General features: G+C 64.0%; 24 protein-coding genes. 12 read left to right on the forward strand and 12 right to left on the reverse strand.

Translation table 11 applies throughout. The annotated features are described in order from the left end of the window. Positions 1-22: 22 nt before the first annotated feature. Genes CAL22_RS13370 through CAL22_RS13385 form a run of 4 tightly spaced genes read right to left on the reverse strand, consistent with a single transcriptional unit; the run spans position 23 to position 3,370 of the window. On the reverse strand, positions 23-820 hold the full coding sequence (locus CAL22_RS13370; protein WP_094814046.1) for an SDR family NAD(P)-dependent oxidoreductase: 798 nt from the start codon (positions 818-820) through the stop codon (positions 23-25). Next, complete coding sequence (locus CAL22_RS13375; protein WP_348271699.1) at positions 817-1,842, reverse strand: NAD(P)-dependent oxidoreductase; 1,026 nt, start codon at positions 1,840-1,842, stop codon at positions 817-819. Before CAL22_RS13375 ends, CAL22_RS13370 begins: the two co-directional genes overlap by 4 nt. Next, positions 1,773-2,564, reverse strand: a complete 792-nt coding sequence (locus tag CAL22_RS13380; RefSeq protein WP_094814050.1) for an SDR family oxidoreductase — start codon at positions 2,562-2,564, stop codon at positions 1,773-1,775. Before CAL22_RS13380 ends, CAL22_RS13375 begins: the two co-directional genes overlap by 70 nt. Beyond that, entirely contained in the window at positions 2,561-3,370 is an 810-nt protein-coding gene (locus CAL22_RS13385) for an N-acyl homoserine lactonase family protein (RefSeq protein WP_094814052.1), read from the reverse strand. Before CAL22_RS13385 ends, CAL22_RS13380 begins: the two co-directional genes overlap by 4 nt. Before the next feature lie 123 nt (positions 3,371-3,493). Between CAL22_RS13385 and CAL22_RS13390 the strand changes: the two genes are divergently transcribed. Together CAL22_RS13390 and yihU are read left to right on the forward strand one after the other, a co-directional pair. Continuing rightward, complete coding sequence (locus tag CAL22_RS13390) at positions 3,494-3,904, forward strand: carboxymuconolactone decarboxylase family protein (protein ID WP_094814054.1); 411 nt, start codon at positions 3,494-3,496, stop codon at positions 3,902-3,904. 104 nt (positions 3,905-4,008) lie between these two features. Beyond that, complete coding sequence (yihU, locus tag CAL22_RS13395) at positions 4,009-4,959, forward strand: sulfolactaldehyde 3-reductase (RefSeq protein WP_094814056.1); 951 nt, start codon at positions 4,009-4,011, stop codon at positions 4,957-4,959. 25 nt (positions 4,960-4,984) lie between these two features. Here the strand turns inward: yihU and CAL22_RS13400 are convergent, their stop codons facing one another. Together CAL22_RS13400 and CAL22_RS13405 are read right to left on the reverse strand one after the other, a co-directional pair. Then, positions 4,985-5,692, reverse strand: a complete 708-nt coding sequence (locus CAL22_RS13400; protein ID WP_094814058.1) for a GntR family transcriptional regulator — start codon at positions 5,690-5,692, stop codon at positions 4,985-4,987. Positions 5,693-5,759: 67 nt separating this feature from the next. Beyond that, positions 5,760-6,803 (reverse strand): TRAP transporter substrate-binding protein, encoded by a 1,044-nt coding sequence (locus CAL22_RS13405; protein ID WP_244193882.1) that lies wholly within the window; start codon positions 6,801-6,803, stop codon positions 5,760-5,762. Positions 6,804-6,956: 153 nt separating this feature from the next. Between CAL22_RS13405 and CAL22_RS13410 the strand changes: the two genes are divergently transcribed. From CAL22_RS13410 to CAL22_RS13420, 3 genes are read left to right on the forward strand one after another with little or no spacing between them, the layout of a single operon-like run. Next, the gene (locus tag CAL22_RS13410; protein WP_094814059.1) at positions 6,957-9,053 is read left to right on the forward strand and encodes a TRAP transporter large permease subunit; all 2,097 of its coding nucleotides are present in this window, start codon (positions 6,957-6,959) and stop codon (positions 9,051-9,053) included. Further along, positions 9,050-10,432 (forward strand): MmgE/PrpD family protein, encoded by a 1,383-nt coding sequence (locus CAL22_RS13415; protein ID WP_094814061.1) that lies wholly within the window; start codon positions 9,050-9,052, stop codon positions 10,430-10,432. Before CAL22_RS13410 ends, CAL22_RS13415 begins: the two co-directional genes overlap by 4 nt. A gap of 24 nt (positions 10,433-10,456) precedes the next feature. Beyond that, positions 10,457-11,410, forward strand: a complete 954-nt coding sequence (locus tag CAL22_RS13420) for a tripartite tricarboxylate transporter substrate binding protein (RefSeq protein ID WP_094814063.1) — start codon at positions 10,457-10,459, stop codon at positions 11,408-11,410. A 91-nt stretch (positions 11,411-11,501) separates the two neighbouring features. Here CAL22_RS13420 and CAL22_RS13425 read toward each other — a convergent pair whose 3' ends face one another. After that, positions 11,502-12,482: a Bug family tripartite tricarboxylate transporter substrate binding protein gene (locus CAL22_RS13425; RefSeq protein ID WP_094814065.1), complete on the reverse strand. Its 981-nt coding sequence runs from the start codon at positions 12,480-12,482 to the stop codon at positions 11,502-11,504. A 32-nt stretch (positions 12,483-12,514) separates the two neighbouring features. Next, positions 12,515-13,453 carry an esterase gene (locus CAL22_RS13430; protein WP_094814067.1) on the reverse strand — a complete coding sequence of 313 codons (939 nt, stop codon included), beginning with the start codon at positions 13,451-13,453 and terminating at the stop codon, positions 12,515-12,517. A gap of 87 nt (positions 13,454-13,540) precedes the next feature. Between CAL22_RS13430 and CAL22_RS13435 the strand changes: the two genes are divergently transcribed. Next, a complete protein-coding gene (locus tag CAL22_RS13435) occupies positions 13,541-14,455 on the forward strand; it encodes a LysR family transcriptional regulator (RefSeq protein ID WP_094814069.1) in 915 nt (304 codons plus the stop codon). Positions 14,456-14,631: 176 nt separating this feature from the next. Here CAL22_RS13435 and CAL22_RS13440 read toward each other — a convergent pair whose 3' ends face one another. Both CAL22_RS13440 and CAL22_RS13445 read right to left on the reverse strand, forming a co-directional pair. Then, positions 14,632-16,095 carry a metal-dependent hydrolase family protein gene (locus CAL22_RS13440; protein ID WP_094816599.1) on the reverse strand — a complete coding sequence of 488 codons (1,464 nt, stop codon included), beginning with the start codon at positions 16,093-16,095 and terminating at the stop codon, positions 14,632-14,634. Positions 16,096-16,195: 100 nt separating this feature from the next. Continuing rightward, complete coding sequence (locus CAL22_RS13445; RefSeq protein WP_167383639.1) at positions 16,196-17,551, reverse strand: MFS transporter; 1,356 nt, start codon at positions 17,549-17,551, stop codon at positions 16,196-16,198. A gap of 162 nt (positions 17,552-17,713) precedes the next feature. Here CAL22_RS13445 and CAL22_RS13450 point away from each other — a divergent pair, with 162 nt between their 5' ends. Next, a complete protein-coding gene (locus CAL22_RS13450) occupies positions 17,714-18,250 on the forward strand; it encodes a DUF3455 domain-containing protein (RefSeq protein ID WP_094814073.1) in 537 nt (178 codons plus the stop codon). A 44-nt stretch (positions 18,251-18,294) separates the two neighbouring features. On the opposite strand, the gene glsA is transcribed toward CAL22_RS13450, so the two are convergent. Together glsA and gadC are read right to left on the reverse strand one after the other, a co-directional pair. Further along, positions 18,295-19,233 carry a glutaminase A gene (glsA, locus tag CAL22_RS13455; protein WP_094814074.1) on the reverse strand — a complete coding sequence of 313 codons (939 nt, stop codon included), beginning with the start codon at positions 19,231-19,233 and terminating at the stop codon, positions 18,295-18,297. A 44-nt stretch (positions 19,234-19,277) separates the two neighbouring features. Further along, positions 19,278-20,750 (reverse strand): putative glutamine/gamma-aminobutyrate antiporter GadC, encoded by a 1,473-nt coding sequence (gene gadC, locus CAL22_RS13460; RefSeq protein WP_244193884.1) that lies wholly within the window; start codon positions 20,748-20,750, stop codon positions 19,278-19,280. Between the two features lie 558 nt (positions 20,751-21,308). Between gadC and hdeA the strand changes: the two genes are divergently transcribed. From hdeA to CAL22_RS13485, 5 genes are all read left to right on the forward strand, one after another. After that, on the forward strand, positions 21,309-21,617 hold the full coding sequence (gene hdeA / locus CAL22_RS13465) for an acid-activated periplasmic chaperone HdeA (RefSeq protein WP_094814078.1): 309 nt from the start codon (positions 21,309-21,311) through the stop codon (positions 21,615-21,617). A gap of 80 nt (positions 21,618-21,697) precedes the next feature. Beyond that, on the forward strand, positions 21,698-23,098 hold the full coding sequence (locus CAL22_RS13470; RefSeq protein WP_094814080.1) for a glutamate decarboxylase: 1,401 nt from the start codon (positions 21,698-21,700) through the stop codon (positions 23,096-23,098). 184 nt (positions 23,099-23,282) lie between these two features. Beyond that, entirely contained in the window at positions 23,283-23,573 is a 291-nt protein-coding gene (locus tag CAL22_RS13475; protein WP_094814082.1) for a hypothetical protein, read from the forward strand. Between the two features lies 1 nt (position 23,574). Then, on the forward strand, positions 23,575-24,627 hold the full coding sequence (mdtN, locus tag CAL22_RS13480) for a multidrug transporter subunit MdtN (RefSeq protein WP_094814084.1): 1,053 nt from the start codon (positions 23,575-23,577) through the stop codon (positions 24,625-24,627). Then, on the forward strand, positions 24,614-26,488 hold the full coding sequence (locus tag CAL22_RS13485) for an FUSC family protein (protein ID WP_094814086.1): 1,875 nt from the start codon (positions 24,614-24,616) through the stop codon (positions 26,486-26,488). The genes mdtN and CAL22_RS13485 overlap by 14 nt, the downstream gene beginning before the upstream one ends.

Raw genomic sequence — 26,488 nt, forward strand, 5'->3', positions numbered from 1 at the left:
TTGTTTTGTCGTTCGAATAAGGTCAGGCGAGCACACCGGGCGGCACGCCGCCGGCATAAGTCCGGTAGCTGACGCCGCCTTCCCAGCCGGCGTCCACCGGCAGCAGAACGCCGGTAATGAAGCGCGCCTGTTCAGAACACAGAAAGATCGCTGCCTGGGCGATGTCCTCGGGCGTGGGCAATTCACGCAAGGCATGCACCGACATCATCTTGGCAAGATCACGATGCCCGCTGTCGATCCGCGCCTGAAGGGCGGGCGTCATCACATACGTGGGTGCAACGCTGTTGACGCGCACGCCGTGCGGCCCCAGCTCCTGCGCCAGAATCTGCGTCAGGCGGGCGATGGCCACCTTGCCCGGGTTGTAGGCGGGCAGAGGCAAAGGATGCAGGCTGTTGATGGAGCCGATCGTGACGATGTTGCCCGCCCCACGATCACTCATGCGCCGGCCGAAACTGCGGCAGGCATGCACGGTGCCGTGGTAATTCACACGCCACATGCGGTCATGCCCGGCCAGATCCATGTCCAGCACCGACTCGGTGTTGGGGATGAGCGCGGCGGAGGTGACCAGCACCGAGGGCTCGCCCAGCTCCTGTACGACGGTATCGGCGCAGGCCTGAACTGCGTCAGCATCCGCGACGTCGCAGGCGTAGTAGCGCGCCGCCACACCGGTGGCACGGATCTCTTCGGCCAGCTGTTGCCCCGCTTGGGCGGCCACATCGAGAATGGCCACGGCCTGGCCTTGAGCGGCGAACAGGCGCGCGCAAGCCGCGCCAATGCCGCCGCTGCCGCCGGTCACGACGGCCACGCCGGCGGCGTTCATGCCTTGCCCGCCGCGGCTTTGCCGCGTACCTGCACGCCCGCGCCCTCTTCGACGTAGCGGATGATTTCGGTCAGATCGGCGTCGTTGCCGAACTTATCGCGCGCATCATTGAGCAGTTTGCGCGCGGCATCCCCCACGCGCAATGTGACGCCCAGCTGCTCGCTTTCTTCCAGGCAAAGGCGCACATCCTTGACCGACAGCCCGATGGCGAAACCGAAATCAAAGTTGCGGGTCAGCACGAAGCGCGGAATTTTGTCCTCCGACGCATTCGTGCGGCCGGAACCGGAGTTGATGACCTGCAGCATGACATCGGGATCCAGGCCGGCTTTGACGCCCATCACCATCAGCTCCGATGTGATGCTCAATGCCGTGACGGAAATCAGGTTATTGATCACCTTCATGGTCTGCGCCATGCCGGGCTTTTCACCCACATAGACCGGCTTGCCCAAGGCGTTGAAAACGGGCTCGAGAGCCTCGAAGCGCTCGCGCGGACCGGAAACCATCAGGGCCAGCGTGCCGCGCTTGGCACCGGTGACGCCCCCGCTGACCGGGCAATCGATGCTCTGAATGTCCAGGCTCGCCAGCCCTTCGGCCAGCGTACGGGCGGCTTCCGAGCCGCTGGTCGACAAATCGATGACGGTGCGCACGGCCTTGCCCCGCGCCAGCCCGTTTTCACCCAGAGCAACCGAAATGACGATATCGGGCGTAGGCAGCGACACCAGCACGGTCGAGGCGGCGTCGGCCACTTCGCGCGGTGAGGCGGCGATGTGGGCACCCTTTGCTTTGAGGGCCTGCAGGCCAGCGGCCTGCGTGTCATAGATGGTGAGTTCAAAGCCGGCGTCCAGCAGCCGTTCAGCCATGGGTGCGCCCATGCGGCCAATGCCGACGAAACCAAGGTGTTTTTCGTTGCTCATCGTTGTCTCTATAGGGTTTGGGGTTTGAAGAATGGTGTTCAGACAGCCGTCCAGCCGCCATCGATAGGCAGCGTGGCGCCGGTGATATCCCGGCCCGTCTCGGCGCAGAGAAAGGCGATCAAGGCCGCGACGTTTTCCATGGCGATGAAGCGGCCGGTAGGCTGGCGCGCGGCCAGATACTCGCGTTGGGCGTCTTCGACGCGCTGGCCGCACGCCTGCGCAATGGCGGCGATCTTGGCCACGATTGCGGGGGTGGGTGCCGTGCCCGGCGCCACGGCATTGCAGGTGATGCCCTGTCCGGCGGTTTCCACCGCCAAGGCCCGAGTCATGCCGAGCAAGGCGGTCTTGGCCGTGATGTAGCCGATACGGTTGGGCGAGGCACCGGAGCCGTAGACCGAGGACACATTGATGATGCGGCCCCACTGCTGTTGCAGCATGCCGGGCAAGGTCAGCCGGGCGAGATGAAACGGCGCCGACAGGTTGACCGCCAGGCCTTCATCCCACTGCGCCGTAGGCAGCTCATGCGCGGGCTCGAAATGGCGAATCACGGCGTTGTTGACCAGGATATCCACGCGCGGGGCGAGCGCCAATGCCGTCTTGGCCATGCGCTCGATCTGCGCCACATCGCGCAGATCCGCCTCCAACAACTCCACCTGTACGCCATGGTTGTCGGCCAGCGCATCGCGGGCCGCGCGCGCGGCCTCATTGGCCGATAAGCAGTGCATCAGCACCGCCGCGCCGGACTGCGCCAGCCCCTGCGCGATGGCGTAGCCCAGGCCAGCCTCCGCCCCCGTCACCAAGGCGTAGCGCCCGGCCAGCGGGCCGCTCATCGCGCGATCTCCGGGGCCACGTCCAACTGGACGATCTTGCCGGCCAGCTCCGGCGCAGGCGCGGGATAGCGCTGCATGACCTGCGGATCATGACCCGGCACGATGTGGTCTTCGGAGTCAGCGAGCTGGCGCACGATGCGATAGCCTTCCAGCATGTCTCCGACGTGGTAGACCGCCGGGAACGGCGCGTTGTTGCCGATGTTGCCGTACAGATGGCTGGCATCGGAAGCCAGCACCACCCACCCCCGCTGCGTCCACACCCGTACGACCTGCAGGCCTGCGGTGTGGCCGCCCACCAGATGCACCGACAGCCCCGGCGCGAGCTCACTCGTGCCCTGATGGAAAGTCACGCGCCCGGCATACAGCCTGCGCACATACTCGACGATGTCTTCCACGTCGAAAGGATGGCGCAGTGTCGCGTGGCACATGCAGCGTCCCGTGGCATAGGCAGGCTCGGCGTCCTGCACATGGAAGGTGGCATTGGGGAAATCTCCCAGGGTGCCGGCGTGGTCGTAGTGCAAGTGCGTCAGGATGACATTGCGCACATCGGCCGGCTGCACGCCCAGCATGGCCAGGCCTTGCGCGGGCCGCATAAACAGTTCGCGCCCGCGCTGGCTGGCCGCGGCTTCGCCAAAGCCCGTATCGACCAGGTACATCTCATCGCCGCGGCGGATGAGCCAGACGTAGTACTCGAGATCGGATTCGGCATCGTGAAAGTCCACGTGGCCGATGTAGTTGTCGGCCGCGCGGCGGCCCGAATGACGTGCGTAGCGAATCGCATACACGTTGAAAGGGGGGCAATTCAAGATGTCTCTCCCACAGATCAGAGCCTGCTTTTTATAAATACAATAGGATTGTATTATAGTAATACGTAGGCAGGTGGCAAGTGGATGGTCCGGCACCGCACTCAATTACGGGAGACAAATCTCATGGCATTAAGGCCTGAATTCCAAACTGAACAATTCCAGAAAGGCCTGGAGGTCCGCCGCGCCGTGGTCGGCGATACCTATGTCGACAAGTCGCTCAACAGCGCCGACGACCTGACTGCCCCGCTGCAAAAACTCGTGACCGAGTACTGCTGGGGCGAAGTCTGGACGCGTCCCGGGCTGGAGCGCAAAACCCGCAGCTTTCTGAACCTGGCCATGCTCATCGCGCTGAATCGGCCCAATGAACTGCGCCTGCACATCCGTGGCGCGCTCAACAACGGCGTAAGCAAGGAAGAACTGACCGAGGTCGTGCTGCAAGCCGCCATTTACTGCGGCGTGCCTTCGGCCCTGGACGCCATGAAGGCCGTGCGCGAAGTCATCACCGAAGTCGAGAAAGAAAACACCCTTTCCTGAGCCGGTTCAAGCCGGCGCTCAGACCGGCCCCGGACGCACCTCCGGCTCACCCGCAGCGGTGACGCCGGAACACCACACAGCACGATTTGGACGGAGACATAACAATGAGCAAAGATTCAGTCGCATTCATCGGCCTCGGGGCGATGGGGCTGCACATGGCGCGCAACCTGGTCAAGGGCGGCTTTGCCGTCACGGGCTTCGATCTCAATCCCCAGGCGCTCGAAGCCCTCGTGCAAGCCGGCGGCAAGCGCGCCGGCAGCGCGCGGGAGGCCGCCACCGGGGCCGGCCTGGTGATCACCATGCTGCCCACGGCCACGCATATACGCGCAGCCCTCGAAGGCAAGGATGGCGCCTTGGCGGCGATGTCCGACGCGTCGCTGCTGATCAATATGTCGACCATCCTGCCGCAGGAAACCGATGCCATCGCCCGCCTGCTGGCCGACCACGGACTGCGAATGCTGGATTCTCCCGTCGGGCGCTCGGCCATGGAAGCCGAGCGCGGCACCCTGCTCATCCTGGCCAGCGGCGCGCCGCAGGACAAGGCCCGCGCTCAGCAAGCCCTGCTGTGCATGGGCAACCAGATCATCGATTGCGGCGACGTCGGCGGCGGCTCGCGCGTCAAAGTGGTGAACAACTTCATGGGGATTTCGCTCAACGCCCTGACCGCCGAGGCCCTGACGCTGGCCGAAGCCTGCGGATTGAGCGTGGAGCTGGCGCTGCAGGTCATGCGCGGCACGATTGCCGGCCTGGGGCACATGAACATTACCTACCCGAACAAAGTCCTGCGGGGGGATCTGTCAGCCGGTTTTCAGGTGGACCTGGCGCACAAGGATCTGGGCCTGGCGCTCGAACTGGCCTCGCGCAGCCGTGCCTGCGTGCCCATGGGTAGCGCGGCGTACCAGTCATACACGGCGGCGCGGGCGCAAGGTCGCGGCGCGCAGGATTACAGCGCCATTTACCCCTTGATGCGCAGCCTGGCCGGCCTGCCTCAGGACCTGCCCTATACCGTGGACGCGCCTGTCAACGCGGATCCCTTCGGCAAGGCGGCGCGCTGAGCCTGCCTGCAAGCCGGGGCAGCGGTCAGTCCGCGGCCTCGGCCTTGAGGGAATCTTGCAGAATGCCGATGGCCACGCTGGCGGCATTGCGCACATGCAGGCTGCCCGCAATGCGCGCGGCCTTGCCGTCGCGCGCCTCCAGCGCCTGCATCAGGTCGGACAGTTCGGCCACGCTGTGTTTGGCGCGCCCGGGAGCCTGCATCGAGGTCGAGCGCAGCAGCATCACGCGGGAGTTGAGCAGCCGCAGCGTGTTGGTCAGCGCTTCATTGCCGGCGCCGTCGAGCAACTGCTGGTAAAAGGAATTCTTGGCCGCGATCTGCTCGAGCGCCGTGCCGCGGGTCAAGGCGCGTTTGAGGCCCTGAAAGGCTTCGCGCAATGCCAGCAGCTGTGCTTCACCGGCCTGCTCGGCAAAGAGCTGACAGGCCAGTCCTTCGAGTTCTTCCCGAACCTGATAGATGCCGCGGGCCTGATCGGGAGACAAGCGCGCGACCACGGGTCCGCGGTGGGGGATCACCAGAATCAGCCCCTCGGATTCCAGCTGACGCAACGCTTCGCGCACCAAGGTGCGGCTGACGCCGGTCATCTCGCACAGCTCGCGTTCGGGCAGGCGCTCGCCGGGTTGAAACCGGCCGACCAGGATTGCGTTGCGAATGCTTTCGGTCACGCTGTGGCGCAACACGGATGCGACGCGCTGGACCTTGAAATCGTCTTGTGGCTCTGCGTGAGAAGTCATGAATGGAATGCTGAAAGGTATCCGGAACGTGGCGGGCGCCCCGGATACCGTTGAATACGCCCGTTGCTTACTGGGTTTCGCTCTTGCCTAACACTTTGCGAACACGCTCGAGGTAGGCCGGGCCGTCAAATCCGACTTGCTTGGCACGCTTATTCCACGCGTCATAGGCAGGTCCGATGTACTTTTGCTGCATTAGTTTAGCCCTTTCTTCGTCGGGCGCGACCCAGAACGTCACCCCATTTTTCTCCATGGCCTGGCGGGCATTGGCGACGTAGTCATCGTACTTGCCGAAGGCATCCTGCTGCAGTTCATCCATGGCGCCCTGAACCTGCTTCTGCAGCTCGGGCGGCAATTTCTGCCAGCTCTCCGGATTGACCAGAATCGCCCAGCCGTTGATCGGACCGAGGCTCCAGTTCTGCACGTTCTTGGCAAGCCGCCAGAATTCCAGTGAGCCGCCGACGCACGTGGAAATGAACAGCCCGTCGATCACGCCGCGCTCGAGCGCGGGGAAGATCTCGGTCGTGGGCATGGCAACCGGCTTGCCGCCCAAGGCGTTGACCACTTCCGCCGTCTGCGGGTTATGCACGCGCAGACGCTTGCCCTTGAAGTCCTCAACCTTGTGGATCGGATCCTTGGAGAACAATTGCTGCGTGCACCAAGCCCCCTCGGCCAGCACGATCGCGCCCCACTTGTCTTTCCAGATTTTGCGCGTGTCTTCGCACCAGAAGGCGTCGCAGACCTGCTTGTATTCCTTGATGTTATTGATGAGCCCGGGCAGGTTGAAGATGCCCATGCGCGGCTCATCGGCAGCCAGATAGGTATGCAGCGCCGCGCTCATGTCGACGCGCCCCTCGCGCACGGCCGTGGCCATCTGGGCCGGCGGCACCAGCGAATCGCTGACCGTCACCTTCACCTTGCCATCGGTGGCCTTGGCCACACGCTCCGGCACCGACGCCGTCAGTATCGAATAGCCATCGCCGGGTGAAGTGATGACCGCCATGGTCAGGTCATAAGTCTCTGCGCGGGCGCTTTGCGCCCACAGCGCGGCGCCCATCGCGCCGGCCAGCACAAAGACCCGGAATCTCGCGGGCAAAAGTTGGGTTGGGTTCATGGTGATCCTCCTTAGGTGGTGCGCTGTGCGCTGTGTAAATTTTATAAGCAGGCAATAATACAATATGTCTATAATATCGTCATAACAAACTCGGCGGGAATCGTTCTCAACTTGGGGACACACCATCACGCACGGGGCCACGAGGAGACAGCAATGAGTACCATCGAGATACCCGCGCAGGGGTCCGTACAACCCGACGAATTGGCGAACACGTCGCCTTATCCGCTCAGCGACGCCGCGGACTTCAGCCTCATCCGAGGCTTTGCCGCCATCTCCCGCTGCTCGGGCGCGCTCGCCACGGCCGCGCTACTGCTGATGGCGCTGTCGATGTGCTATGAGATTTTTTCGCGCTACGCCTTTAACTCTCCGACGGCGTGGGCCACGGAAATCTCCGGCTACCTGCTGGTGGCTACGGTGTTTTTCGGCCTGGCGGCCGCGCAATCGTCCAATGCCCACGTGCAGGTGGAGCTGTGGGTCGACCGCCTGTCGGCGCCGGCGCGCGTCAAGACCGAACTGCTGGGCCAGTGGGTTGCGCTCTTGTTCAGCGTGGTGCTGTGCTGGCAGATGGCCAGCTTCAACATCCGCGAGTACATCAACGACACGCGCGACTGGGGGCTGCTTTCCACCGCGCAATGGATCCCGGAGCTCTCCGTGTCGCTGGGCATGCTGGTGTTCTGCCTGAGCATCCTGGTGGATCTCTACCGCCTGCAGCCTCCCTCGGATACGTTGCGGCGCTGGTTGGCGCCGGCGGCCCTCGCCATCATGGGATTGCTGCTCGTGGTCCTGGGGCCGAACAATCTGGCCATGGCCGGCAGCCGTTTCGACTGGGGCATGCTCATTATCGCGATCGCCTTCCTCATCGCGGTCTGGGCCTGGAGCGGTGTCACCACGCTGGTGCACTTTGTGTTGCTGGTCGGGGGCTGCGCCTTGCTGTATTCGCTTGCACGCGGCCATTCATTGGGCTATGTCGCCTCGCTGCTAGTGCTCAGCATGGTATTGCTGCTGTTTCTTGGCGTGCGCATCGGCGTGGCCCTGGGTATGGTCGGGCTTTTCGGGGTGTACTTTCTGCTGTCGCGCCCGCAGTTGTCCCTGCTGGCCGAACGTGCCTGGAGCAGCACCAATACCTTCACCCTGACCGCCGTGCCCATGTTCATCTTCATGGGCGGCTTGCTGCTGCGCAGCGGCATCACCTCCGGGATGTTCGACGCCCTGGTGCGCTGGTTCGGCCGCGCGCCGGGCGGCTTGGCCCACGCGTCGGCCGGCGCGTCGGCCATTTTTGCCGCCGTGTCGGGCTCCAGCCTGGCAACCGCCGCCACGCTGGGCAAGGTCGCCTGCCCTGACATGATTCAGCGGGGCTACAGCCCGCGCCTGACCTATGGGGTGGCTGCCGCGGGCGCGACCCTGGGCATTCTGATTCCTCCGAGTATCCCGATGATCATCTACGGCACGACGGTCGGCGCCTCGGTGACACACCTCTTTCTGGCCGGGATCATTCCCGGACTGCTGCTGATGGCGTGCTTTATGGCGGGCGCACTGATCTGGGCCTTGACGGTCCCTGGGGCTGCCCCGCCGGCCAGGGCCTACACCATGCGCGAGAAGCTCAGTGCCTCGCGCAGCATGATCCCGTTTCTGGCGATCATCGGCGCCGTGCTGGGATCCATGTACGCGGGCATCGCCACCCCCACCGAGGCGGCAGCCATCGGCGCTGTCAGCGCGTTCGTGCTGTGCCTGGCACGAGGCAAGTTGAGCTGGCGTGCCCTGATGGAAATCGCCTACGACTCCGCCAAGGTGACGGCCCTGCTGCTGCTCATCGTCGTGGGCGCTGGCATATTCAGCTGGGTATTCGACTACCTGCGCCTGCCGCGCGAAACCGTCAACCTGATCCAGGGCGCCAATCTATCGCCGGCATGGGTGGTGGCCGCCATGGTGCTCATCTACCTGGTCCTGGGGATGTTTGTCGAATCCATCGCCATGATGCTGATGACCCTGCCGGTGACCTATCCGATCGCCATGGCGCTCGGTCTGGATCCCATCTGGTTCGGCATTTTCCTGGTGCTGATGATCGAAGTGGGCTTGATCACGCCCCCGGTGGGCATGGTGCTGTTCGTGCTGCGCAGCATGAACGAGAAGGCAAGGTTTGGCGACATCATTCGCGGCGCCCTGCCCTTCGTGCTGATCATCCTGCTCTTCCTGTGCCTGATCTACGTCTTCCCCCAGATCGTGATGTGGCTTCCCAATCAAGTGAAATGACTATGACTGCAGCCGTTTCCCGCGATGCCAGCACGCCCTCTTCGGCGTTGGCCCGCTTTGTCGCCGAGTCTTCCTGGAATGACGTTCCGCAACCCGTACGGCACGCCGCCCACCGGGCGCTGCTGAACTTCTTCGCTGTCGCGCTATCGGCGGCGCGCACGCCTTCCATCGACATCGCGGTGCGGACTTACTCGCGCTTTTCCGCCAATCGCCAAGCCAGCGTGGCGGGACGGACCGACCGCGTGGATGCCTTGACCGCGGCCGCGCTCAATGCGATGGCAGCCAATGTCTTCGATTTCGACGACACCCACCATCCCACCATCATCCACCCGACCTCTCCTGTCGCGCCCGCCTTGTTCGCATTGGCGGAAACCCGGCCCATGACGGGGCAGCAGCTATTGCATGCCTTTGTGCTCGGCGTCGAAACCGCTTGCCGCATCGGCAACGCCGTCTCGCCGGAGCACTACGCGCGCGGCTGGCACATCACGTCCACCTGCGGCGTCTTCGGCGCGGCCATGGCAGCGGCCAAGGCGCTGGGCCTGGATGCGCGGCAGAACCGGCATGCCCTGGGTGCGGCCGCCGTGCAGGCCGGTGGCCTGGTCGAGGCGCTGGGTACCGGCGCCAAGAGCATCAGTGTGGGCAATGCCGCGCGCAACGGTCTGCTGTCCGCCTTCCTGGCGGCCGAAGGTTTCGACGGACCCGCCCAGCCGCTGGAAGGCGAGCGCGGCTATCTGCGGGTCGCGGGCGACAACCCGCGCCTGCAAGCCATCACCGGCGAGCTCGGCCAGCGCTGGGAGCTGCTGAACAACGCCTACAAGCCCTACCCGTGCGGGGTCGTCCTCAACCCCGTCATCGACGCCTGCCTGGAGCTTGCCAGCCATCCCGACATCGCCCACGGCGGGTGGGCCCGGATTGCGCGCATGGAACTGACCGGCCACCCGCTTTTGCGCCAGCGCACCGACCGGCCGGGCGTGACCAGCGGCCGGCTGTCCCAGGTCAGCGCGCAGCATGCGGTCGCGGTGTCCCTGGTGCGGGGCCGGGCGGGCCTGCCCGAGTTTTCAGACGAAGCGGTCGCCGACCCGGCGCTGCGCGAGCTCGGCACCCGGCTCGTGTTTCAGGACGATGCCGCGATGTCGGTCGATGCAGTCAAGCTGCGTATCGACTTTGCCGACGGCTCGACCCTGCGGCGCGAAATCGATGCGCCCCGGGGCTCATTAATGCGCCCCCTCGAAGACCAGGAGATCGAACAAAAGCTGCGCGACCTCGCGCGCTACGGCCAGGCCGATATCGATGTCGATCGCCTCATCGACGCCGTCTGGTCCCTGGAAAGCGCCCCCGATGCCGCGCTGCCCATGCGCCTGGCGGCCTCCCGCAGCTGACAACCCTTTAAGGAGTAGACAAGCATGAAGAAGAAAATCATCGGTTCGTTGTTGGCGGCGTTGTGCTGCGTGAGCACCGCCCAGGCGGAATTCCCGGATCGCGCCGTGCGCATCGTCGTGCCCTTTGCCGCTGGCGGCGGCGTCGATGCGCTGGCGCGGCCTTTCGCCAAAGAACTGGGCGAGATCCTGGGGCAAAGCGTCATCGTCGAGAACAAGCCGAGCAATACCGGCCAGATAGGCGCCTCCGACATCGCGCGCGCCAAGCCCGATGGCTACAACCTGCTGCTCAGTTCCGCGGCCTTCGGCACCACGCCCGCCTTTTACCCGGATGTCCCCTACAACCCCATCAAGGACTTCAGTCCGGTGATGATCATGGCGGCCGCGCCTCAGGTGCTGGTGGCCAGCAATAAATTCAAGGGCGACACCCTGCAGGATGTGCTGAATCAGGCCAAGCAGTCGGACAAGATCAATTTCGCGCTCAGCGCCAGCACCGGTATTCAGGCGCTGGCCACTGCCATGCTGGCCCAGCAAGCCAAAGTGGATTTCATGAAGATCCCCTATAAGGGCGCGGGTGCGGCCTTCGTCGACCTGATCAGCGGCGAGGTCGACCTGATGATCGACAACCCGGCCTCCTCGCTGGTGCATGTGCGGTCCGGCAAACTGCGGGTCTTGGCCACCACAGGCGCCAAACGTATGGAGATTCTTCCGGACGTGCCGACCGTGGCCGAAACGCTGCCGGGCTTCGAGGCGCGGAACTGGTTCGTACTGGCCGCCCCCGCGGGCACCCCTGCCGGCATCATCGACAAACTGAACCAGGCCTCGCGCCAGGCGCTGAACACGCCGGCGATGAAAGAGATGCTCGCGCGCGACGGCATCGATCTGGTCGCGGACACCCCCGCCGAAGCCGCCGCCTTCCTCAAGACCGAAGTCGACAAATGGGCCCAGCTGGTCAAAGCGTCGAATCTGCAGGCGCAGTAAACACAGAACGACGGCCCGGTGGCCTGCGCCCGCAGCGGGCCGGCCACCACGGCAGCCTGGCCTTGCAGGGCCGGGCTGCCCTCCTCTGGCGCTATTGCCGCTGGATTCCCACATCCTTGATGGCCGACGCCCATTGCTCGTGGCTGTCGGCCACGAACTGGCCGAACTGAGCCGGCGTGGTGGGTGCACTCACTTTCACCCCCAGGGTCTTGAAGCGCTCTTGCACATCCGGCTGGGCCATCACTTTGGCAAATGCCTGATTGAGCTTTTGCACCAGCGGCTCGGGCGTTCCGTTCGGCGCGAACATGCCGGTCCAGAAGTAGTAGTCCATGCCTTTCAGTTCGGGGGTATCGCCCGCCGACGGAATGTCGAGATTGCCGATATCCCGCTCATGGCTCATGACGCCGATCGGGGTCACTTTTCCGCTTTTGATGATTTCCAGCAGCGCGGGCAGACCGGAGACGGCCAGGTCCACGCTGCCGCCGATGACATCGGTCGCGATCTTCGAGGCGCTGGCATAGGGAATGAACGTGATATCGGTGCCCGTGACTTTCTTGAAGCTCTCCATGGCAATGGCGGGCAAAGACCCCACGCCGGTCGCGCCGTAGTTCAGTTTGCCCGGTTCAGACTTGGCTCGCCGGATCAGATCGCCGAAGGAACGGATGCCCAATTGCGGATTGGCCACCACCCCCACGCCGCTGGTGCCCAACGGAGCGATGGCGGTCAGATCCTTGTAGGTGTAGCGTGCGGCATTCTGCACCAGGGGGGCAAGCACGACATCCGACACAATGCCCATCAGGATGGTGTAGCCGTCGGGCTTGGCTGTCGTGGCGCGCGAGACCGCAATGACGCCGCCCGCGCCGGGCAGGTTTTCGATAATGACCGTCTGGCCTAATTCCGCCCCCAGCTTGGGTGCGACGATACGCGCGAAGGTATCCACGGAGCCGCCAGGCGCATAGCCGACGATCATCTTGATAGGTTGCGAGGGATAGTCTGCCGCCGCACTGGCAAGGCCGGGGGCCAACGCGAGCCCCAGGCTGAGCGCCAAGGGCAGGAAGGTAAAACGGGTCATAACGGTCTCCATGTTGTAGGTATCAAACTGCCTTACTGCTCAATCCAGGCCCGGATGCGCTCGAACACGCTGTCGCTGTTGCGATCCATCATGGGCAGGTGGGAATTGCCGTGGATGCCGTGCGCCGGCAAGTCCAGCACCGCGATCTCCGTGCCGGCCGCCACGCTGGCCAGGTAGGCATCGGCCTGGGCGCGATAGGTCTGCCAATGCGGCCCCGAGCATTCGATGTAATCGCCCCAGACCACCAGATGGCGCGGCAGCGCAAGCGCGCCCTGCGGCTCGGGCATCCCGCCCGGCTCGACGCCGACCACGGAGACCACGGAGGCCGGCAAGCGGCGGGCGACTTCGGCGGCAAAACCCGCGCCCTGGCTGTGGGCCACGATGTGGCAAGGGCCCACGCGCCGCACCAAGGCCTCGTAGGCGGCCAGAATCATTGCTTCGTGCCCGGGCCAGCGGGGCACCCATTGCTGGGCGAAGGCATCGAACGCCTCGACGGGAAACTGCTGCCCCGGGTAAGCCACGCGCGTGCCGGGGCCGTACTGCGGGCCAAGGCGAAAATTGATCCAGCCTTCTTTCTTGGGACGAAAAACCGGCGCAGTTTTATAGATTTCCGGAAACCGGGCCCAGGATGAGCGCCCCCGCTCCACGGCATCGCTGACCAGCACGTCGTAGCCCGCCTGCAGAAACCGCATGAGCCATCCGTCGCGGCCATCTGGGGTGCTTTCCCATGTGCAGCCCGTCATGCCGCCGCCATGCCACAGCAATACCGGATGGGGATGGCGCGGCCGCGCCTGGCGATAGTGCTGCACGTACATCTGGCCATAGACGTGCTCGCCATTCGGATCCACTTCGCGCGGATAACCATTGAGCACCATGCTGCGGTGCTCCACGGGCAAACCTTCGATGACCGCCGTGTCTCCGCCCACAAAGAACGAGCTGATCGAACGCAGGCAAATCTCTTCTGCACGCATTTACATCTTCCGTTTTTTCAGTGGAACGAAGGATGCTGCGCCTGCTATATTTTCGTCAAACGAATAAATATCAACGATTATTGATCCATGAGAATCAATTACGACATCGAGGACTTGCGGGCGTTTTGTTGCCTGGTGCGCTGCGGGCAATACACAGCCGCCGCGGAAGTGCTTTGCATCACCCCCTCGGCGCTGAGCCGCCGCATCGCCAAACTCGAAGCCGAAATCGGCGGCAAGCTCTTCGAGCGCACCACGCGGCGTCTGGTGGTGACGCCTCTGGGCGTGAGCCTGTATGAACGCGTGCTGCCCGCGCTCAGTCAGTTGGATGCCTCGGTCGCGGAAGCGGCCCGGTCCGCACAGGGCGACGCCCGCAGCTTGCGGCTGGGCGCGGTGGCTTCCGTCGGCTACTCGGTGCTGCCCAAAGTGTTGCCCGCGCTTTACGCCGAGTTCCCCGGCGTATTCCTGAGCATCCGGGACTCCAACGCGACGGTCGTCACGCAAATGGTCGAAGAAGGCGACGTCGAGTTCGCCGTGACGACATCGGTGACCTTTCCCCAGTCCCTGGCGGTGCAGAAACTGGGCACTTATGACTACAACCTGGTCTACCGTAATCCCCAGGCCCTGGCCGGCTTTCCGGCAACACTGAGCTGGCGCGACCTGGCCGATCTGCCTGTCGTGGGCCTGCACCCCTTGAGTTCAACACGCTTGCAGATAGACAGTGTGCTGCACGCGAACGCCATCGCCCGGCCCTGGAAGCTGGAAGTCGACCAACTGGCCACCATGCTCAGCCTGGTGCGCAACGGCGCTTTCGTCGCGGTCATGCCCACGCTGTTCGATGTGCGCGACCAGGGCCTGCACGTCGCGCGGATCCAGAACCCTGACATCACCCGCGACTTCTACATTGTTCACCGCTCGGACGTCAGCCTCTCGTCCCCTGCCCGCTGCCTCATCGGCCTGATCCGCGACCATTGCGACCAGGCGAGCAAGCTCGCGAGGCACTGAAGCACGCGCCCGCGCCTGGACTGATGCACACGAGGCGGCGGTGGTTCACCCGAGCACTGCCGTGTGAGCCGGCGGCGCCGAGGCGAAAAAAAGCCGCCTTGCCCGCGTAGACCACGCGGGGAAAGCGGCTTGACCATCCTGCGCGGCAGCCATGCCCCCGTGAGGGCAGGCCCCCCTCAAAGCGCGTTTTTGAAGACCTTGCCGTCTTTCATGATGAGGCGCAGATTGCTGTCGGGCGCATTCAGGAAGTCCAGATCCTTGGACGGATCGCCATCGACCACCAGCAGGTCGGCCAGCGCCCCTGCGGCAATCTGGCCGACCGGGCTGTCGTAAGGATTGCGCAGGCCAGACATGCCCAGAAGCTCACCGTTCTGACCCGTGGCGATACGCAGCAGATCCAGCGGCGCGTACAAACGCGTCAACTTGGACAGCATGTGGCTGTGACGCTCAATCAGTTGCGGCGAAAACAGGATGTCGGTGCCCCAGGCGGTTTTGACATTGAACCGCTGCGCCAGCGCGTAGGCGCGCTCGGTCCCCTCGGAAACCTGAACCTGCTTGGCATGGCTGCGCGGATCCGGATGCGGGTTGGCATCCTCATCGCCGAAGAAGGGTTGCAGGCTCCACCAGACACCGTTGTCGGCCATCATGCGCACGGTCTCCTCATCGGCCAGCTGACCATGCTCGATGGATTTGACACCGGCTTTCAAGGCGCGCTGAATGCCGCCCGGCGTATAGACGTGCACCATGACGTAAGTGCCCCAGTCCTCGGCGGCGCGCACGCCGGCGCGCAATTCCTCTTCCGTGAACTGGGCACTGTGCAGCGGGTCATACAAGGAAGACACGCCGCCGCCGGCCATCATCTTGATCTGGGAGGCGCCGAGCATCAGTTGCTCGCGCACGCGGCGCAGCACCTCGTCGCAACCGTCTGCGATCGCGCTCACGCCGGCTTCTTCGAAGTGGCTCAGCGTGCCGGGGCGCGAAGGAACCTCGTAACTCATGCGGAAGTCACCATGGCCCGAGGTCTGCGACACCATGGCCCCCGACGGATAAATGCGCGGGCCGTGTACCAGGCCCTCATCGATGGCGCGCTTGAGCGCAAAGCTCGGGCCGCCGGCGTCACGCACACTGGTAAAGCCGCGCATCAGCGTGTTCTGTGCTTCGCGCGCGGCCAGCAGATGGATGAAGGCCGGGTCGGCCGACATGGCCGCCAATTGCGAGATGCCGCAAAGCATGGAATGCCAATGAGCGTCGATGAGCCCGGGCATGAGCACCCGCCCGCCGCAATCCACCACGCTGGCGCCTTCCTCGGTATGGCTGGCGGGCAGAATGTCGGTGATGTGGTTGTTTTCGACCCGGACGATCACCCCGTCACGAAGCTGGGCGCTCAGCCCGTCGAACAGGCGCAGATTCACGAACAGGACGGGCTTGGTGCTTTTCTGGGGCTCGCCCATGAAAGCGCTGTCGGACCGGAAAGCGGCTGCGGGCTGCGTCGCCTGCGCCATGCCTCCGGCGGCCATGCGCACGACGAGGTCATTCTCGATGCGCCGGTGCAACCAGGAAGCCAAAGGGCCATGGGCGCGGCACTGGCAGGGTTCCTGCCGCAGAACCGAAGGGTGAAAACGAGCTGGGCCGCGTCCCATGCTGCTGCGTGATGCGTACATTGTTGCACTGCTCCTGGTCAAAACGTTCGGCTCACCGAACCGCAAAGATAAAGACTGTCCTGCCTACCTGCCGGGCCGCTCAAGCGCCAGCCGCGCTGCGCCGCTGCAAGACGCCCGACAACATGGCGCTTATCAGCATCACGGCGCCGCCCGTCCCGAGAATGATGAACAAGCGCTCATCCGAGCCTGCGGCGCTACCCGAAAAATCGCGGTAGGCGGCAAATGCCGACACGCCCACCAACTGGCCGAACTGCTTGGACAAGGAGGCGATGGAGGCCGCGCCTCCCGAGTTGGCCGCCGGATAGGTGTGCAGCAAGGCCGCGGAGATCGAGCCATTGATGAAGGCGTAGCCCACGCCCAGGGCGGCCATCACTGTGGCCGCCAGCGCATACGAATGCCATTGTTCGGCCAGATAGGCGGCGGCCGCCGCGCCCACGATGGCCACGCCGCCGATGACAAAGGACGTGGCGTAGCGTTGCGATTGCATGAGCCGGTCCGCCAGCGGCGTCGATGCAATGCCCAGCACCCCGAAAGGTACACAGCTGGCGCCGAACATCATCGCGGACATATGCAGATCGCGCTGCACGAAGTAAGACCCCCACAGCAGCGCGATGGTGACGGCGCCAAAGCCGCCCAGCCCGGTGAGGACGATGGGCACCCGCGCCAGGACACCGAGCAGATAACCAGGCTGGCGCAGACGATGCCGCACCGCCACCAGGCTGGCCGCCAGAATCACCAGCAGCACGCCGCCCACCACCCACAGGTAGCCATCATTGATCAGCAGGGCGAGCCCCACGAGCACGGCCGACACCGCGACGTCCGGCAGCAAGGCTGCGAGCGCGCCGGGTTTGCGCGGCGCCTGCGCGGGAGCCTTGCTCACGAAGAGATAAACCGCCACCAGCAAGGCGCTGGCCACGCCGCAGAACGAGAAGATAGAAGGCCAGCCCAGCGTATCCGCAAGATAGCCGCCCAGCACGGGCGCGCCGCCTTGGGCGACGATGGCTGCCAGCGACCAATAGCTCAAGGCTCGCGCCTCGCCCTGGGGCGGCACGCTGCCGCGCACGACCAGAAGCGACGCCGGCGACAACAGGGCCGCCGACGCGCCCTGCATGATGCGCAGCGTGATCAGGGTATCGGCGCCGCTGACCATCGAGCAGAGCAGCGAGAACAGCCCGAAGAGGCTCAAGCCCGTGACGAAGACCAGGCGCGATCCGAGGAGGTCGCACAGGGTGCCGCCGATCTTGAGCAGCGCCACGCGCGCCAGCAGATAGCCGCCGATCACCCACTGCACCTGATACGCAGGTAAAGCCAACTGCAAGGCGATGATGGGCAGCACCAGGCTGACCGCGCCGCCCATCGATGTACTGAGGTAGGTGGCGACGATCGCACACCAGAGAGAGCCGCGCTGTTCGGGCGCAGCGTTGGATTTGGACACTGCGGATTCAGCGATCATGGCGTGGCGCATCAGAGGTAAACATCAACATTTCCAAAAACCGGCGCCCCGCCCCTTACGGCGCTCTGAGCAGCCTGTAGAATCACCGCGACAACGCGGTTTCTTCGTCACTTATTCCTGATTTGCATCCATTCCGGAGAGCGCATGACCCCGACTCTGCACCATCGTCGCCACACGTTCGGCCTGATCGTTGCCGCCTTGCTTGCCACCGCTTCGAGCGGGGCTCAGGCGGCCGATCCGGTTCCTCCCCTGATGCAGGTACCCGCGGGCAATTACGTTGCCTGGCGCACCACGGCGCAGGGCGTTGTGCATTACCAGTGCCAGGCTGCCACCGGTACGCCCGCCTGGGCCATCGCCAGCAGCCAGGCCAAGCTGACCGGCACCGCCGGCTCCCCGAATGGCAACTACACCAGCCCGCCGGAAACCTGGACCGCCGCCGATGGCTCCAGCGTGACCGGGATGGAAGTCGTGCGGGTCAGAAGCGGCAATGACCAGCTGTACGATCAGCTCGTCATGGCCAACCCCGTGCAAGGCGCCGGGGTGCTGGTGCGCGTGACCTACATCCAGCGCCTGGTCAGCGCCGGCGGCGGCATCCCGGCGGCTGCCTGCGACAACAGCCGCCTGGGTCAAGGTGCCGACAGCCCGTTCAAGGCCGAATACGTCTTCTGGGCCCCGAACTGACCGCCCGGCGGAGTGCGGCCCGCGAGGGCCGCGCTTGCCGGTTATCACTGCTTGTCGTAGATATTCGCGCCCACAGCGCGCGCGATATCCGCCACCATCAACTGACCGCGAACGCTATTGCCCGCAACATCCAGCGGCGGCGAGAAGGCAGCAATACCCATCACCCCCGGGACCACGGCGAGCAAACCGCCCCCGACGCCGCTCTTGCCAGGCAAGCCGACGTTGTAGGCCCAGTCACCGGAATGCTCATAGAGCCCTTCCATGGTCATTTCGGCCAGAATGTGGCGCACATGCTCGGCCTTGACGACTTGCTTGCCCGTCACCGGGTTGTGCCCCCGGCCGGCCAGCGTGGCGGCCATCGTCGCCAATTGCGTGGCCGTCACCAGCGTGGAGCACTGGCGCGTGTAGACGTCGCAGGCTTCCATCGGATCGCAGTACATCGCGTTGGCCGCGTACAGCAGCCAGGCAATGCCGCGATTATGGAAGTTGGTGTCCTGCTCGGAACGATTCACGTCATCCGAGAGCTTGACGGGTGACCCCACCAACGCGCTCTGAATGTCGACAATGGCTTGCCAGCGAGCCTCGGTGTCCTTGGCCTGCAAGAGGCTGACGGTCGCCATCGCGCCGGCATTGACCAGCGGCGACAGCGGCTTGCCCTTGTGCAGTTCGAGCGCGATGACCGAATTGAACGGCAGCCCGGTCGGATCGGCGCCGATCTTGTGGCGCAAGGAGGCCGACCCGACCTGGTCGATCGCGGCGGCCAGCGTGCACACCTTGGAGATCGACTCGATGGCGAAGGGGTAATCCGCATCGCCGGCAAACGCGACTTTGCCATCCACGGTGACGATGGCAACGCCGGCAAGGTGCGAGGGCACCTGGGCGAGATAAGGGATGTAGCTGGCGTTGGCGCCGCCACTGGTCTTGGAGTGACGCGCATGCGCGTCATCCACCAGCTTCTGTAAGTTGGATTGATCCAAATTCATGGCAAATTCCTGGGTTCGGCGGGCCCGCGGGCCCGCCGGATGAATCAAGAGGCAGAAGGCGTCGAGGGCGCGGCCGGCTTGGCGGCGGCTTGCGCGGTCTGCTGCCACGTGAAGGGCGCGAAGTCACTTTCCGTGCTGCGCCAGCTATCCTTCTTGACCGCGTAGATCACGAAGGGGCACGCCACGAAGAAAGCAGCCATCACCACCAGAATACCCACATAGGTCTGCGGGCTGCCGACCGAAATCTGATCGGGCGGGATGAAGCTGAACACGAAAGCCAGCAGGGAGCCGAGGAAGCCGGCGCCGGCCAGAATCCACATCCCCGCGTTGCCGCCAGGAATGCGATACGGACGCTTTCTGTTCGGCTGGCTGTAGCGCAGACGGATAGCGGCGGCGAACATCAGCAGATACATGATCAGGTAGAGGATCACGGTCAGCTGGCTGAGGATCTGGTAAGCCGCCTGCACGGAGGGCAGCACGACGAACAAGATGGCCAGCAAGGTCACGATGCTGGCTTGCACCAGCAGAATGTGCGTGGCCATGCCGTTCTTGTTGGTGCGCTGCCACCATTGCGGCAGATAGCCTGCCTTGGCGACCGACAGCAGACCGGTCGACGGACCGGCAACCCAGGTCACCACACCGGCCAGCACGCCCACGGCCAGCGCAATCGCGATCACCGGTCCCAGCCAATCCAGGCCAGCCCAATGGAACATGTCGTTATACGCCATCAGCAGACCCTGGGTCAGGCTGATGCTCGATTGCGGCACGACGAAAGCAATGGCCAGGGTGCCGAGCACGAAAATCAACACCGTACCCACCGCAGCCAGAATGATGGCGATGGGGTAGTTGCGGGTCGGATTGTCGATTTCCTGCACGTGAATGGCGTTCATCTCCATCCCGGCGTAGAACAGGAAGATACTCGCAGCCAGCACGATATTGCTGAAGTTGCTGAAGTCCGGGATGGCCGTGGCAGCCGACAGGGAGATCTGCGGGGTTTGGCCCGAGAACAGATACGCAAAGCCCAGCACGATCAGGATGATGGCGGGGATGATGGTGCCGATGATGCCGCCCCACTTCGCCACCCGGGCGAAGGTCGCCACGCCCTTGAAGGCGATGAACGTGGCCAGCCAATAGATGCCTAGCACGATCGCCAATACGAACTCTTTGTTCGCTGATAAGGCCTGATCCCACTGCTGGTCAGGGCCGACGAAAGCCAGCGACACGGCCGCGAACGTCAGTGCCGTCGGAAACCATACGGTCACCTCGGTCCAAAGCATGAACATCGCGACAAATGCCAGGCGCGGCCCGAAAGCCTCGCCCACCCAGCGGAACACGCCGCCTTTTTCCGGCCAGCCCGTGGCCAATTCAGCCGCGACCAGCGACACTGGCACCAGAAACACTAGTGCAGCAAAAACATAATAAAAAATGGAACTCAGGCCGTATTCGGCCTCGGCGGGCAGGCCACGCAGACTCACCACGGCGACGATATTCATCACCGCCAGCGTGCCAATCGTCATCTTTTTGGATGGCGATTTTCCCGCAGTCGACACTGATGTAGACATAGAAACCCCTTCAAGAATCCAGAAACAACGCAAATAAGAGGGCCAATCGGTAAAGCAAGACAAACAAAAACACGGCGGTGCAGCCGCGCTTGCCGCCGGGTGACGGGAAGCGGACTGCAAACAAATAGCTTTAGCCGGACAAAACAGCGGGGCTGATTGAACGACGTTATTGCGCAACTTGCGAGTATGGAACCACAGATATTTATGGCCGCACCATCTTGAAATGGCGACATGTGCCGTAAACGCAACGATTACATTTTGATACCTTGAGTTAGCTCCACAACAACTATCTGCGCATATGCTCACAACAATCATCATTGTTGATGGCATTCTCCACACGAATATGCAATTTCACACATTCTGAAGTGGCGTTTTCCATCAGTCCATGACTTCATCTGAGTAACCGCTTTTTTCACGGTTTAGCCGCGAATAGGCCCCGCCAAGCTGGCTCCCTTGACCGGGGCGATGTTCCTGGAGCTTCAGTTCAGTAGCCCAATCACTGAGGAATGAGAAATGAAAAATGCAATCCTGGCGTTGACGATGTTTGGCGTGGCAAGCGCCGCTGGTGTGGCCCATGCCGACACCAAGAAAGCCGTTCCGCTCTGGCTGTGCAGCGACTACCTGGCAGTCGATGAATCCTATCGCCCCACCGTGCTCGGCTTTGCCGAAGCCCTGAACCGCAAGGGCAAGCCCGACGCCGAGGTTCTGGACGTCGAAGGCATCACCAAGGTCAAGCCCGAACTGCTGACCTATTGCAAGGAAAACCCCAAGATCGCGCTGCGCGACGCGCTCGTGCAAAGCTGGGGCAAGATCAAGCCGTAAGTCCATGTGCGGTGTGACGCCGTGCTGGCGTCACACCAGCTTCACCTAAGTACTTGCTCCAAGCTTCACAAGGATCTCAAATGCCTTTGCACGCCAAAGACGCCATCCGCGCAGACCTCCTCGATGACGTCTACGCATCGACCGATCTCTCGGTCGCGATGCCCAAGTACAAGTTTCCGGAAGACGAACACGCCGCGCGCCATGCTTACCAGGTGGTGCATGACGAGCTGATGCTCGACGGAAATTCGCGTCAGAACCTCGCGACGTTCTGCCAGACGTGGGTGGACGAAGAAATCCACAAGCTGATGGATGAGTGCATCGACAAGAACATGATCGACAAGGATGAGTATCCGCAAACGGCCGAGATCGAGGCCCGCTGCGTACACATGCTTGCCGACCTTTGGCACTCGCCCGATGCGACCAACACCCTGGGTTGCTCGACGACCGGCTCGTCCGAAGCCGCCATGCTTGGCGGCCTGGCCCTGAAGTGGGCATGGCGCAAAAAGCGCGCCGCCGCCGGCCTGTCCACCGACAAGCCCAACCTGATCTGCGGTCCGGTCCAGATTTGCTGGCACAAGTTTGCCCGCTACTTCGACGTCGAACTGCGCGAAATCCCGATGGAACATGGCCGCCTGACCATGACCGCCGAGGAAGTGCTCAAGCGGGTCGACGAAAACACCATCGGCGTGGTGCCGACGCTGGGCGTCACCTTCACTTGCAACTACGAGCCGGTCAAGGAAGTCAGCGACGCGCTGGACAAGCTGCAGAAAGAAAAGGGCCTGGATATCCCCATCCACGTCGACGGCGCCAGCGGCGGCTTCCTGGCCCCCTTCTGCGCTCCGGATCTGCTGTGGGACTTCCGCCTGCCGCGCGTGGTCTCGATCAACACTTCCGGCCACAAATTCGGCCTGGCTCCCCTGGGAGTGGGTTGGGTGGTCTGGCGTGACGCGGCCAACCTGCCGGAAGAACTGATCTTCAACGTGAACTACCTGGGCGGCAACATGCCCACGTTCGCGCTGAACTTCTCGCGCCCGGGCGGCCAGATCGTAGCGCAGTACTACAACTTCCTGCGTCTGGGCAAAGAGGGCTACACCCGCGTCCAAAGCGCATGCTACGACACCGCGCGCTATCTCTCCGAAGAGATCGCCAAGCTCGGCCCGTTCGAGATCATTTTTGACGGCAGCCCCGACAAGGGCATTCCGGCACTGTGCTGGAAGATCAAGGATGGCCAGAAGCTGGGCTTTAACCTCTATGACCTCGCGGACCGGCTCCGCTCGCGTGGCTGGCAAGTGCCGGCCTACTCGATGCCCGCCAACCGTGAAGATCTCGTCGTGCAGCGCATCCTGGTGCGCCATGGCGTCAGCCGCGACCTCGCCTCGCTGCTGATCGAGGACTTCCGCCGTGCCTTGGATTACTTCGCCAAGCACCCGGTGTCCGTGCAGGGCACCGAGGACGAGTCGGGTTCGTTCAAGCACGCCTAAGCCCGCCGCAGGGGTTGGCCGGCCATCCGTAGCCTGTTACGTACGGATTTCGTAGACGCTTACATTCGTGTACAGTCTGCGCAAGGCCAACCCCGCCAGCAAGTCAGCGCCGCCGAGTCTCTCGGCGGCCTTGTTTTCACTGCGCCACCTACGGCAAGACCATGGTTTTTCGGAGAGCACTGCTTTGAGGAAGTCGCAACGGCCTGCCGGCCACCGCGTGCTGGTTTTGCTCGCGGCTCTCCTGCCCTTTCTTGCGGGATGCAGTACCAGCCGCCCCCCTTACGTCGTCGTTTTCCACTCTTATTTCCCCTCGTGGATTCCCTGCGCCATCGGCGGATGCATCGCCGCCGTACTGCTGCGCGTCATCCTGGTCCGCCGTGGGCTGGATGAGTACCTGCCCTTGCATCTACTGACCTATCTGGCCTTTGCCGCCGCGGTCATGTTCATGCTTTCTCTGTTGATTTTCGCCCGCTGACATGCCGCCCGCCCCTACCGAACACGGCCACAGCCGCCGCTTCGCCGTCTTGCTCATGCTGGTTTGCCTTGCCCTGGCCATCGGCCTGGGCTGGGCGTATTTCGCCCGCATCGCCGCCCGCCCGCTGTCCGAGGAAGCGGTCATCACGGCCAATGTCGCGCGCATGGCGCCCTCGGTGCCCGGACGCCTGGACCAGCTCTCGGTGCACGAGAACGACGCCGTCAAGAAGGGTCAGCTGCTCTTTACCATTGACCCGGAGTTCTATCGCCTGCAGCTCGAGCAGGCGCGCGCCGGAGTGCAGGCCGCCGAGGCGGCATTGTCCACCCGCCGCCGTTCCGTGTCGGCCGAAACGTCCAATGCCGCGATCGCGGCCGAACAGGTCGAGCGCGCCAGGATCAACCTCGCGCAGACCAGCAGCACCCTGCAGCGCCTGCTCGGCTTGCAGCCCAAGGGTTACGTCACGACCCAGCAAGTCGAAGATGCCCGCACCCTGAAGCGCAACGCCGAAACGAGTCTGAAAGAGGCGCTGGCCCAGCAGGAAGCCGCCAAGTCCCTGGTCGGGGATACCGAAGGCGCGCAAGCCCTGGTCTCCGAGGCCCACGCGCGCCTGGCCATCGCCCAGCGCCAACTCAACGACACCGAGGTCCGCGCTCCCAATGACGGTCGCGTGGCGGGCATGTCCGCGGCCAACGGCAATTACTTCCTGCCGGGTCAATCGGCGTTCTCCCTCATAGACACCACCCGCTGGTGGGCCTCGGCTACCTTCCTGGAAACCGAGCTCGACGCCATCAAGCCCGGCACCTGCGCGCGCGTGTATGTCGCCCAGGATCGCTCACGCCCGATTTCCGGCGTCGTGGACTCGATGGGATGGGGGGTCGCCTCCGAAGACCTGATTCCGATTCCGCGCAGCCTGCCCTATGTGCCCAAGAGCCTGAACTGGGTGCGCGTCGGGCAGCGCTTTCCGGTGCGCATCCTGCTGAAAGATCCCCCCGCCGAATTGATGCGCATGGGAGCCTCCGCGACCGTCATCATCAATCCCGATGAAAAGTGCTGAATCCTGGGGCGATTTTCTGCGCCTGGCATGTCATGACCTGATCGACCCGTTTGCGGGACGTTTCGCTCAGGCCTGGCGGATCGCGCTGACCTGCGCCCTGACCACGATGATGGCGGCCGTCTACGGCATCCCCGAAGCGGCCATCAGTTGCTACCTGATCTTCTTCGTCATGAAGCCGGATGCCGCCGAAAGCTCCATCCTGGCGATCGCCCTGACCGTCCTGGTGGCGATCGTGGTCGTGCTGATGTTTCTGATCACGCAATGGACGATAGACACGCCAGCGCTGCGCATCCTGGCCATTGCCGCCACCTCCCTGCCCCTGCTCTACCTCGGCTCGGCCAGCAAGCTGGGCGAGCTGGGCGGCATCATCGCGCTGGTGCTGGCCTTTGTCCTGACGCTGCTGGATTACGTGCCCGTGGGCGAAGCCGCCACGCGCGGGATTCTCTATGCCTGGCTGATGGCCACCATGCCCATGGCCTGCGTCCTGTCTGTCAGCCTCACCATCGGCCGCCGTCCCCTGACCCAGTTGCGCGCCACGCTCCGCGAACGCTTGTCCGCCTGCGCGGACGCCCTGGAGCACCCCGCGGCGGCGACCCGCCTGCAAGAACAGATCGGCGCCGGCCAGGAAATCCCCCTCAAGCAGTTGTCGATGACCAAACTGCTGGCCTTGGCTCCCCGCGCCGAGCTGCGCCGCGTGGCCCGCGGCCTGCTGGAAAGTTATCGCATCGCCTCGGCCATCCTCTTGCTGCCGCCGGATCTGCCCGCCGACGAGCGCACCCGCCTGGCGCAGGCGCTGCGTGAGGCGGCAGCCGCCTTCGGGCGCGGGCAAGCGGCGCCCGCGCCGGCAGCGGGCAGCACCTCGGATAGCCTGGCACGAATCCACCATGCGCTGCAGCAGATGGCCGGCACGCCCGCCGACTACCCTGCCCCGGCCAAGGGTGATCCTTTCATGCGCGCGGATGCGGTGAGCAACCCCATCCATGTGCGCTACGCCATCAAGACGACCGCCGCGGCCATCCTCTGCTATCTGGCCTATACCGCCGTGCAATGGCAAGGCATCCACACCGCCATGATCACCTGCTATGTCGCGGCGCTGGGTTCGGTGGCCGAAACCACGCACAAACTGGTGCTGCGCATTACCGGTTGCCTGATCGGCGCGGCGCTGGGCATAGGCTCCATCGTTTTTCTGATGCCGCACATGACCTCCGTGGGCTCCATCATGCTGCTGGTGTTCTTCGGCACGCTGCTGTCGGCCTGGGTGGCCGTGGGCAATGACCGCGTCTCCTATGCTGGGGTGCAGATCGCGCTGGCCTTTCTGCTGACCGTGCTGCAAGGCTCGGGCCCGACCTTCGACATGGATACGGCGCGCGACCGTATCGTCGGCGTCCTGTTGGGCAATGTGGTGCTGTTCATCATGTTTACCCAGTTCTGGCCGGTCAGCGTGCTGACCCGCGGCTGGGACACGGTACGTCAGGCGCTGGCCCATCTCGCGCTGATGGCCGCGCCGGCCCGTGCCGACAATGTCCAACAGACCCGCGACATCTGCGTGCAGGAAGCCTCCAAAGTCGCCGCGGCGCTCGATCAGACACGGCAGTCCCTGGGATATGCCCGCTTCGAGGTCTATCGGCACCGCCCGACGGACGCCGTCATGGCGCAAATCGAGGACATCTGCGAGTCCGTCGAGCAGGCCAGCCTGCAGTTGTTACTGGCGCCGCCGGCAGATGACAGCGCCGCGCAACGGCTGCATCATTTGAGTTCCGGCGACCTCAAACCCGCTCCGGCCCCGGCCAGCGCGCCTGCCACCGGCCCTCGCCTGGACCAATCCATTCACCATCTTGAGACGCTCATCGATGTTCGCTGA

Origin of the sequence: Bordetella genomosp. 12 (assembly GCF_002261355.1) — a bacterium.
Lineage (GTDB): Bacteria > Pseudomonadota > Gammaproteobacteria > Burkholderiales > Burkholderiaceae_B > Bordetella.

Excerpts from the sequence above, each read along its gene's own strand:
- gadC (WP_244193884.1), bottom strand. The coding sequence starts at position 20,750 with ATGACGATTGGCACGCTGGCGGTGATGAATATCGTCGCCGTGGTGAGT.
- CAL22_RS13440 (WP_094816599.1), bottom strand. The coding sequence starts at position 16,095 with ATGGGACGCGGCCCAGCTCGTTTTCACCCTTCGGTTCTGCGGCAGGAA.
- CAL22_RS13435 (WP_094814069.1), top strand. The coding sequence starts at position 13,541 with ATGAGAATCAATTACGACATCGAGGACTTGCGGGCGTTTTGTTGCCTG.
- CAL22_RS13370 (WP_094814046.1), bottom strand. The coding sequence starts at position 820 with ATGAACGCCGCCGGCGTGGCCGTCGTGACCGGCGGCAGCGGCGGCATT.
- CAL22_RS13410 (WP_094814059.1), top strand. The coding sequence starts at position 6,957 with ATGAGTACCATCGAGATACCCGCGCAGGGGTCCGTACAACCCGACGAA.
- yihU (WP_094814056.1), top strand. The coding sequence starts at position 4,009 with ATGAGCAAAGATTCAGTCGCATTCATCGGCCTCGGGGCGATGGGGCTG.
- CAL22_RS13485 (WP_094814086.1), top strand. The coding sequence starts at position 24,614 with ATGAAAAGTGCTGAATCCTGGGGCGATTTTCTGCGCCTGGCATGTCAT.
- CAL22_RS13415 (WP_094814061.1), top strand. The coding sequence starts at position 9,050 with ATGACTATGACTGCAGCCGTTTCCCGCGATGCCAGCACGCCCTCTTCG.
- CAL22_RS13430 (WP_094814067.1), bottom strand. The coding sequence starts at position 13,453 with ATGCGTGCAGAAGAGATTTGCCTGCGTTCGATCAGCTCGTTCTTTGTG.
- hdeA (WP_094814078.1), top strand. The coding sequence starts at position 21,309 with ATGAAAAATGCAATCCTGGCGTTGACGATGTTTGGCGTGGCAAGCGCC.
- CAL22_RS13420 (WP_094814063.1), top strand. The coding sequence starts at position 10,457 with ATGAAGAAGAAAATCATCGGTTCGTTGTTGGCGGCGTTGTGCTGCGTG.
- CAL22_RS13405 (WP_244193882.1), bottom strand. The coding sequence starts at position 6,803 with ATGAACCCAACCCAACTTTTGCCCGCGAGATTCCGGGTCTTTGTGCTG.
- CAL22_RS13390 (WP_094814054.1), top strand. The coding sequence starts at position 3,494 with ATGGCATTAAGGCCTGAATTCCAAACTGAACAATTCCAGAAAGGCCTG.
- CAL22_RS13450 (WP_094814073.1), top strand. The coding sequence starts at position 17,714 with ATGACCCCGACTCTGCACCATCGTCGCCACACGTTCGGCCTGATCGTT.
- mdtN (WP_094814084.1), top strand. The coding sequence starts at position 23,575 with ATGCCGCCCGCCCCTACCGAACACGGCCACAGCCGCCGCTTCGCCGTC.
- CAL22_RS13425 (WP_094814065.1), bottom strand. The coding sequence starts at position 12,482 with ATGACCCGTTTTACCTTCCTGCCCTTGGCGCTCAGCCTGGGGCTCGCG.
- CAL22_RS13470 (WP_094814080.1), top strand. The coding sequence starts at position 21,698 with ATGCCTTTGCACGCCAAAGACGCCATCCGCGCAGACCTCCTCGATGAC.
- CAL22_RS13400 (WP_094814058.1), bottom strand. The coding sequence starts at position 5,692 with ATGACTTCTCACGCAGAGCCACAAGACGATTTCAAGGTCCAGCGCGTC.
- glsA (WP_094814074.1), bottom strand. The coding sequence starts at position 19,233 with ATGAATTTGGATCAATCCAACTTACAGAAGCTGGTGGATGACGCGCAT.
- CAL22_RS13380 (WP_094814050.1), bottom strand. The coding sequence starts at position 2,564 with ATGAGCGGCCCGCTGGCCGGGCGCTACGCCTTGGTGACGGGGGCGGAG.